This is a genomic window from Streptomyces sp. NPDC001513 (genome assembly GCF_042894695.1).
Classification (GTDB): Bacteria; Actinomycetota; Actinomycetes; order Streptomycetales; family Streptomycetaceae; genus Streptomyces.
Genome location: NZ_JBIAVU010000021.1, coordinates 149,202 through 156,663, shown reverse-complemented (window position 1 = coordinate 156,663; position 7,462 = coordinate 149,202). Strand labels below are relative to the sequence as shown.

At 69.7% G+C, this 7,462-nt stretch carries 6 protein-coding genes; 5 read left to right on the top strand and 1 reads right to left on the bottom strand.

The window, feature by feature from the left end; genetic code table 11:
- Positions 1–863 (bottom strand): homocysteine S-methyltransferase family protein (locus ACFYZ4_RS36590; protein WP_390785997.1); only part of this gene is annotated, 863 nt, incomplete at its 3' end.
- Positions 864–1,140: 277 nt separating this feature from the next.
- Here ACFYZ4_RS36590 and ACFYZ4_RS36585 point away from each other — a divergent pair.
- The 5 genes from ACFYZ4_RS36585 (at position 1,141) to ACFYZ4_RS36565 (ending at position 7,395) form a co-directional block, all read left to right on the top strand.
- A complete protein-coding gene (locus ACFYZ4_RS36585) occupies positions 1,141–1,908 on the top strand; it encodes an IclR family transcriptional regulator (RefSeq protein WP_351301253.1) in 768 nt (255 codons plus the stop codon).
- Positions 1,909–2,222: 314 nt separating this feature from the next.
- Positions 2,223–3,005, top strand: a complete 783-nt coding sequence (locus ACFYZ4_RS36580) for an MIP/aquaporin family protein (protein WP_351301250.1) — start codon at positions 2,223–2,225, stop codon at positions 3,003–3,005.
- Between the two features lie 77 nt (positions 3,006–3,082).
- Positions 3,083–4,609, top strand: coding sequence for a glycerol kinase GlpK (gene glpK, locus ACFYZ4_RS36575; RefSeq protein WP_351301247.1), 1,527 nt, complete (start codon positions 3,083–3,085; stop codon positions 4,607–4,609).
- Between the two features lie 39 nt (positions 4,610–4,648).
- Entirely contained in the window at positions 4,649–6,256 is a 1,608-nt protein-coding gene (locus ACFYZ4_RS36570) for a glycerol-3-phosphate dehydrogenase/oxidase (protein ID WP_351301244.1), read from the top strand.
- Between the two features lie 128 nt (positions 6,257–6,384).
- On the top strand, positions 6,385–7,395 hold the full coding sequence (locus ACFYZ4_RS36565) for a PAC2 family protein (RefSeq protein WP_390785996.1): 1,011 nt from the start codon (positions 6,385–6,387) through the stop codon (positions 7,393–7,395).
- Positions 7,396–7,462: the final 67 nt, after the last annotated feature.

Sequence of the window (7,462 nt, the reverse complement as noted above, 5' to 3'; positions counted from 1 at the left end):
TGGGCGTCGGCCAGCTCGGCCGCGGACAGCGGGTAGTGGGCACCCTGCTTGGTCAGGACGGGCAGGCCGGCGTTGGGCATGCAGGACAGCGGGATGCGGGCGTTGCGCGCCAGATAGCGCAGGTGCTCGCTCATCTCGGCGGGGCCGGTGGCGCAGTTCAACCCGATCATGTCGATGCCCAACGGCTCCAGCGCCGTCAGCGCCGCACCGATCTCCGAACCGAGCAGCATCGTGCCGGTGGTCTCGACGGTGACGGAGCAGATCAGCGGGACGGTGACGCCCAGGGCCTCCATGGCGCGGCGGGCACCGATGATGGAGGACTTCGTCTGGAGGAGGTCCTGGGTGGTCTCCACCAGCAGGGCGTCGGCGCCGCCCGTGATCAGGCCCTCGGCATTGATCTGGTAGGCGTCACGGATCTGCCCGTAGGTGATGTGCCCCAGGGTGGGCAGCTTCGTACCGGGGCCCATGGAGCCGAGCACCCAGCGCTGCTGCCCCGTCGACGCCGTGAACTCGTCCGCGACCTCGCGGGCGATCCGGGCACCCGCCTCCGACAGCTCGAAGTTGCGTTCGGCGATGTCGTACTCGGCCAGCGCGGCGTAGTTCGTACCGAAGGTGTTCGTCTCGACGCAGTCCACACCCACCGCGAAGTACTCCTCGTGCACGGAGCGCACGATGTCGGGGCGGGTGATGTTCAGGACCTCGTTGCAGCCTTCCAGCTGCTGGAAGTCCTCCATCGTGGGGTCCTGCGCCTGGAGCATGGTTCCCATGGCCCCGTCGGCGACGACCACGCGGGTCGCGAGCGCCTCACGGAGGGCATCGGCCCGGGTCTGGGTGTCAGCGGACGGGTTGGGCAACGAAGCCATGGTTGTGCTCCCTGGAATGCGACGGCTGTCGGCTTTGCACCCCCTCTGTGTCAAGGGTGCACGTCGTCAGCGTAACCGCGAGGCACCGGCCCCGGTGCGGGTGTCCCACGTGGCGGACTGCATTCTGTGGCAGGGGTTGCCAAGGGTGTCCCGGCGACGGTACGGCGAACAGTTTCCCCCTCGCTGCGCAAGGTCGGCATCGGCCGATACTGTTCAGCATTGTCGAACCGCATCAAGATGGTCAGTAATGACAGCAAGGTCAGCAGGAGGCTGCGCGATGGCACGGAACATCCAGTCGCTCGAACGAGCCGCTGCGATGCTGCGGCTCCTGGCGGGCGGAGAGCGCCGGCTGGGGCTCTCCGACGTGGCCTCCTCGCTGGGCCTGGCCAAGGGGACGGCGCACGGCATCCTGCGCACCCTGCAGGCCGAGGGCTTCGTGGAGCAGGATCCCGCCTCCGGCCGCTATCAGCTGGGCGCGGAGCTGCTGCGCCTGGGCAACAGCTACCTCGACGTGCACGAGCTGCGCGCCCGCGCCCTGGTCTGGACGGACGACCTGGCCCGGGCGAGCGGCGAGAGCACGTACGTGGGCGTGCTGCACAAGAGCGGGGTGCTGATCATGCACCACGTCTTCCGGCCCGACGACAGCCGCCAGGTGCTGGAGGTCGGGGCCATGCAGCCGCTGCACTCGACCGCGCTGGGCAAGGTGCTGTCCGCGTACGACCCGGTCGCGCACACCCAGTCGCTGGAGGTGGAGCGCGAGGCGTTCACCCCCCGTACGGTCACGGACGCCGTGGGTTTCGAGGAGATCCTGGACCTGACCCGGGCGCGCGGCTGGGCCGCCGACGTCGAGGAGACGTGGGAGGGCATCGCCTCGGTGGCGGCGCCGATCCACGACCGGCGCCGGATGCCGGTCGGCGCGGTGGCGGTGGCGGGTGCCGTGGAACGGGTCTGCGGGGCGTCCGGCGAGCCCCATGCGGCCCTCGTGGCCTCCGTACGGGACTGTGCGCGATCGGTTTCACGCGACCTCGGCGCGGGCCGGTTCTGACCTTGCTTTAGCACCCCAGAGCCGCCATCTGGCTGCTTTCTGCCCACTTTTCGCCATATCTCGACTGCAGGATGGCTTGTTTTGGGCGATCGTACCTAGTGGTAACGATCCGACACCTTGGCCTGGCGGGCTCTTGACGCATTCTTCACTTGGGCGGAAAACTGCCGTTCACCGGTCGGCATTGTCGAACACCTAACGGCAATACGCGCTAGGATGCGACAAGGCCAAGGACCGGTGCAGCACTCACCGAGTGCGCGGAACCACCGGAGGGACCCGGTGTCCGCCCACCCCTGGACGTACGTAAGGAGTCGCGGGTGTCCAGCTCCGACATCTTCATCGGCGAGACCATCGGTACCGCCCTGCTCACACTGCTCGGCGGTGGCGTCTGCGCCGCAGTGACGCTCAAGAGCTCCAAGGCCCGCAATGCGGGCTGGCTCGCCATCACGTTCGGCTGGGGATTCGCCGTACTGATCGCCGCCTACGTCTCCGCGCCGCTCTCGGGTGCGCACCTCAACCCGGCGGTCACCGTCGGCCTCGCGGTCAAGACCGGCGAGTGGGGCGACACCCCCGTCTACTTCGCCGGCCAGCTGCTCGGCGCCATGCTCGGCGCGGTCCTGATGTGGATCACCTACTACGGTCAGTTCCGCGTGCACCTGGCGGACCCGGAGCACATCCGCGATGCCACGCTCGGCCCCGAGGACCCGCACCCGCACGACCAGGCCGGCCCGGTGCTCGGCATCTTCTCCACCGGCCCCGAGATCCGTAATGTCGTGCAGAACCTCGCGACCGAGATCATCGGCACCGCCGTCCTGGTCCTGGCGATCCTGACCCAGGGCCTCCAGGACGACGGCAAGGGCCTCGGTGTCATCGGCGTCCTGATCACCTCGTTCGTGGTCGTCGGCATCGGCCTCTCGCTCGGCGGCCCGACCGGCTACGCCATCAACCCGGTGCGCGACCTCGGTCCGCGCATCGTGCACGCCCTGCTCCCGCTGCCCAACAAGGGCGGCTCCGACTGGGGATACTCCTGGATCCCGGTGGTCGGCCCGCTCGTCGGTGCCGCCCTCGCCGGTGGTCTTTACAACCTCGCGTTCGCCTGATCAGCACGGCCGCGTTCGTAAGATCCGCACCGCCCTCCTGATTCCGCCTACTCACCAGACCTGCCAGGAGCAGCCACATGACCAGCAGCACCGGCCCCTTCATCGCCGCGATCGACCAGGGCACCACCTCTTCCCGCTGCATCGTCTTCGACCGTGACGGCCGCATCGTCGCCGTCGACCAGAAGGAGCACGAGCAGATCTTCCCGAAGCCGGGCTGGGTCGAGCACGACGCCGCGGAGATCTGGACCAACGTCCAGGAGGTCGTCGCCGGCGCCATCGCCAAGGCGGAGATCACCGCCGCCGACGTCAAGGCCGTCGGCATCACCAACCAGCGCGAGACCACCCTGCTGTGGGACAAGAACACCGGCGAGCCGGTGCACAACGCGCTGGTCTGGCAGGACACCCGCACCGACGCCCTGTGCAAGGAACTCGGCCGCAACGTCGGCCAGGACCGCTTCCGCCGCGAGACCGGCCTGCCGCTGGCGAGCTACTTCGCCGGCCCGAAGGTCCGCTGGCTGCTCGACAACGTCGAGGGCCTGCGCGAGCGCGCCGAGGCCGGCGACATCCTCTTCGGCACCATGGACTCGTGGGTCATCTGGAACCTCACGGGTGGCGCCCAGGGCGGCGTGCACGTCACCGACGTCACCAACGCCTCGCGCACCATGCTGATGAACCTGCACACGCTGGCCTGGGACGACAAGATCGCGGAGTCCATGGGCGTCCCGCTCAACGTGCTCCCCGAGATCAAGTCCTCCGCCGAGGTCTACGGCCACGTCAAGGACGGCGTCCTCGCCGGTGTCCCGGTCGCCTCGGCGCTCGGTGACCAGCAGGCCGCCCTCTTCGGCCAGACCTGTTTCGCCGAGGGCGAGGCCAAGTCCACGTACGGCACCGGAACGTTCATGCTGATGAACACCGGCGACAAGATCATCAACTCCTACAGCGGCCTGCTGACCACGGTCGGCTACCAGATCGGCGACCAGAAGCCGGTCTACGCCCTGGAAGGCTCCATCGCCGTCACCGGCTCGCTCGTCCAGTGGATGCGCGACCAGATGGGCCTGATCAAGTCGGCCGCCGAGATCGAGACCCTGGCCTCCTCGGTCGAGGACAACGGCGGCGCCTACTTCGTGCCGGCCTTCTCCGGCCTGTTCGCCCCGTACTGGCGCTCCGACGCCCGCGGTGTGATCACCGGCCTGACCCGGTACGTCACCAAGGCGCACATCGCCCGTGCCGTCCTGGAGGCCACCGCCTGGCAGACCCGCGAGATCACCGACGCCATGACCAAGGACTCGGGCGTCGAGCTCGCGGCCCTCAAGGTCGACGGCGGCATGACCTCCAACAACCTGCTGATGCAGACGCTCTCGGACTTCCTGGACGCCCCCGTGGTGCGCCCGATGGTCGCCGAGACCACCTGCCTCGGCGCCGCCTACGCCGCCGGCCTGGCCGTCGGCTTCTGGCCCGACACCGACGCCCTGCGCGCCAACTGGCGCCGCGCGGCGGAGTGGACCCCGCGGATGCCCGCCGAGCAGCGGGACCGCGAGTACAAGAGCTGGCTCAAGGCCGTGGAGCGTTCCATGGGCTGGGTCGACGACGAAGACGCCAGCTGACCGCACTCGGCTGACGAATCGACGAGGAGCTAAAGAGATATGAGCAGCCCGCAGAGCGTTCCCACCCTGGGTACGCACCCGACCGCCGGTTCGAACGCGAGCCGCGCCGAGACCCGTGAGCAGCTGGCGAAGGCCACGTACGACCTGCTGGTCATCGGCGGTGGAATCCTGGGCACCTCGGTGGCCTGGCACGCCGCGCAGTCGGGTCTGCGGGTTGCCATGGTGGACGCCGGCGACTTCGCCGGCGCCACCTCCTCGGCCTCCTCCAAGCTCGTCCACGGCGGTCTGCGCTACCTGCAGACCGGCGCGGTCAAGCTGGTCGCGGAGAACCACCACGAGCGTCGGGTGCTGGCCAAGGACGTGGCCCCGCACCTGGTCAACCCGCTCACCTTCTACCTGCCGGTCTACAAGGGCGGACCGGTCGGTGCGGCCAAGCTGGGCGCGGGCGTCTTCGCCTACTCCGCCCTCTCGGCCTTCGGCGACGGCATGGGCAAGGTCATATCGCCGGCCCGTGCCGCCGCCGACAACCCGGGTCTGAAGACGGACAACCTCAAGGCCGTCGCGGTCTACTACGACCACCAGATGAACGACTCGCGCGTCGCCGTCATGACGGTCCGCGCGGCCGTCGAGTCGGGCGCGGTCGTCCTCAACCACGCCGAGGTCACCGGGCTCCGCAAGACGCGGGGCCGGGTCACCGGCGCCGAGCTCAAGGACCGTCTCGACGGCACCGAGTTCGGGGTCGACGCGCGCGTCGTGCTCAACGCCACCGGCCCGTGGGTGGACCACCTGCGGCGCATGGAAGACAAGCACTCGATGCCGTCGATCCGCCTCTCCAAGGGCGCGCACATCGTCATGAAGCGGAAGTCGCCGTGGAAGGCCGCCATGGCCACCCCGATCGACAAGTACCGCATCACCTTCGCCCTCCCCTGGGAGGACCAGCTGCTGCTCGGCACCACCGACGAGGTGTACGAGGGCGACCCGGCGGACGTGCGCGCCACCGAGTCCGACATCGCGCAGATCCTGGACGAGGCGGCCTTCTCGGTGAAGGACGCCGACCTGGACCGTTCGCTGATGACGTACGCCTTCGCGGGCCTGCGGGTGCTGCCCGGCGGCCCCGGCGGCGTGGAGAAGGCCAAGCGCGAGACGGTCGTCTCCGAGGGCGCCGGCGGCATGCTGTCGGTGGCCGGCGGCAAGTGGACGACGTACCGCCACATCGGCCGCGTGGTCATGGACAAGCTGTCGAAGCTCCCGGGCAGCCCGCTGACCGAGGACATGGAGCCGGTGAAGTCCCTGGTGCGCCGGATCGCGCTGCCCGGTGTCGCCAACCCGAACGCGGTCGCGCACCGGCTGCTGGTGGACCGTGAGCCGGGCACCCGGATGGACCCGCTCACCGCCCGCCACCTGGCCTCGCACTACGGCTCGCTGGCCTTCGACATCGCGCGCCTCGCGAACGAGGACCCGGCGCTGGCCGAGCGCATCCACCCGGACGGTCCGGAGATCTGGGCGCAGGTCGCGTACGCCCGTGACAACGAGTGGGCCGAGACGGTCGACGACGTGCTGCGCCGCCGTACGACGGTGACGATCCGCGGCCTGGACGACGAGGCCGTACGGGCTCGTGTCGAGGAGATGCTGGGCCACAAGGCATAGCTCTTACGCAGGTGGGGAAGAGGGGCGGTTCCGAGGGGAACCGCCCCTCTGTCGTGGGCTGTGGCCGGTGCCTCATCAAGGCTTAGGCTGACCCACGTACGCAAGGGGAACTTCGGAAGGAGACCTGGGTGATCGAGCTTGAGGGCGTGCCCGAGCTGATCGACCCGGTCATGGTGGCCGCGTTCGAGGGCTGGAACGACGCGGGTGACGCGGCCTCCGGTGCGGTCGCACACCTGGACCGGGAGTGGAAGGGCGAGGTCTTCGCGGCTCTGGACGCCGAGGACTACTACGACTTCCAGGTCAACCGGCCGACGGTATGGCTGGACAACGGGGTACGGAAGATCACGTGGCCGACGACCCGGCTGTCGGTGGTCCGGATCGGCGGGGCGAAGCCGCGCGACCTGGTGCTGGTCCGGGGGATCGAACCGTCCATGCGGTGGCGGTCGTTCTGCAACGAGATCCTGGGCTTCGCCCACGAGCTGGGCGTGGAGATGGTGGTCATCCTGGGGGCGCTGCTCGGGGACACTCCGCACACCCGGCCGGTGCCGGTGAGCGGGGTCACCTCGGACGCGGACCTGGCGCGGACGATGGACCTGGAGGAGACCAAGTACGAGGGCCCGACGGGCATCGTGGGCATCCTGCAGGAGGCCTGTACGCACGCGGGCGTGCCGGCGGTGTCGCTGTGGGCGGCGGTGCCGCACTACGTGTCGCAGCCGCCGAACCCGAAGGCGACGCTGGCGCTGCTGAACCGGCTGGAGGATCTGATCGACATCCGGATCCCGCTGGGCGAGCTGCCGGAGGACGCGCGGGCGTGGCAGCTGGGCGTGGACCAACTGGCCGCCGAGGACAGCGAGGTGGCGGAGTACGTCCAGACGCTGGAGGAGGCGCGGGACACGGCGGACCTGCCGGAGGCCTCGGGTGACGCGATCGCCCGGGAGTTCGAGCGGTACCTGCGGCGGCGTGACCCGGCGGCGGGCCCGGAGACGGCCACGGACACGGGCTCGTACTTCCGGGACCTGTCCGGTGGCCGCCCCCAGCCGAAGGCGAAGCCGGACGACGCGGCGGATCCGGACGGCCCCGCCGAGGGCGAGGGCGAGGCCGACGGCGCCGACGGGGACGGGGAGACCCCCGGGACCTAGGAGCCCGGGCTGTCCGGCTGTCAGTACGCCCTGCTTGGATACGGGTTGCCGTTCCGAGAGAGGGAAG

What these genes read in the sequence shown, in the direction of transcription:
- ACFYZ4_RS36585 (WP_351301253.1), top strand. Translation starts at nt 1,141, where the DNA reads ATGGCACGGAACATCCAGTCGCTCGAACGAGCCGCTGCGATGCTGCGG.
- glpK (WP_351301247.1), top strand. Translation starts at nt 3,083, where the DNA reads ATGACCAGCAGCACCGGCCCCTTCATCGCCGCGATCGACCAGGGCACC.
- ACFYZ4_RS36570 (WP_351301244.1), top strand. Translation starts at nt 4,649, where the DNA reads ATGAGCAGCCCGCAGAGCGTTCCCACCCTGGGTACGCACCCGACCGCC.